Origin of the sequence: Paraburkholderia sp. SIMBA_030 (assembly GCF_046535245.1) — a bacterium.
Lineage (GTDB): Bacteria > Pseudomonadota > Gammaproteobacteria > Burkholderiales > Burkholderiaceae > Paraburkholderia.
Window position 1 is genome coordinate 1 of the sequence record NZ_JAWRXB010001239.1, and the last position, 249, is coordinate 249.

1 pseudogene is annotated in these 249 nt (G+C 67.5%); it reads right to left on the reverse strand.

The window, feature by feature from the left end:
* Nucleotides 1–177: pseudogene (locus SB772_RS44005) on the reverse strand (GTP-binding protein); the annotation flags it as partial.
* Nucleotides 178–249: the final 72 nt, after the last annotated feature.

Consider the following 249-nt stretch of genomic DNA (forward strand, 5'->3'; position numbering starts at 1 on the left):
GGTTTTGCCCGCGCCCAGAAACCCGGAGAGCACGGTGACGGGCAGTGGCGGCTGGTTCATCGCAGTGAGCAGTAAGAGAAGACGGGAAGAAGCGGGCCGCGCGCGGCGGCGCGGCGCAAGGCTCAATTGTGCACCATGCGCGCGAGGGGCGCTGCAGGCGTGGGCGCGGAGTTGAATACGGCAACGGAAGCGATGACGGGGCCGGATGAGCCGCTCAGTCCGCGCCCGAACGGCGTTCCGTTATTGCAT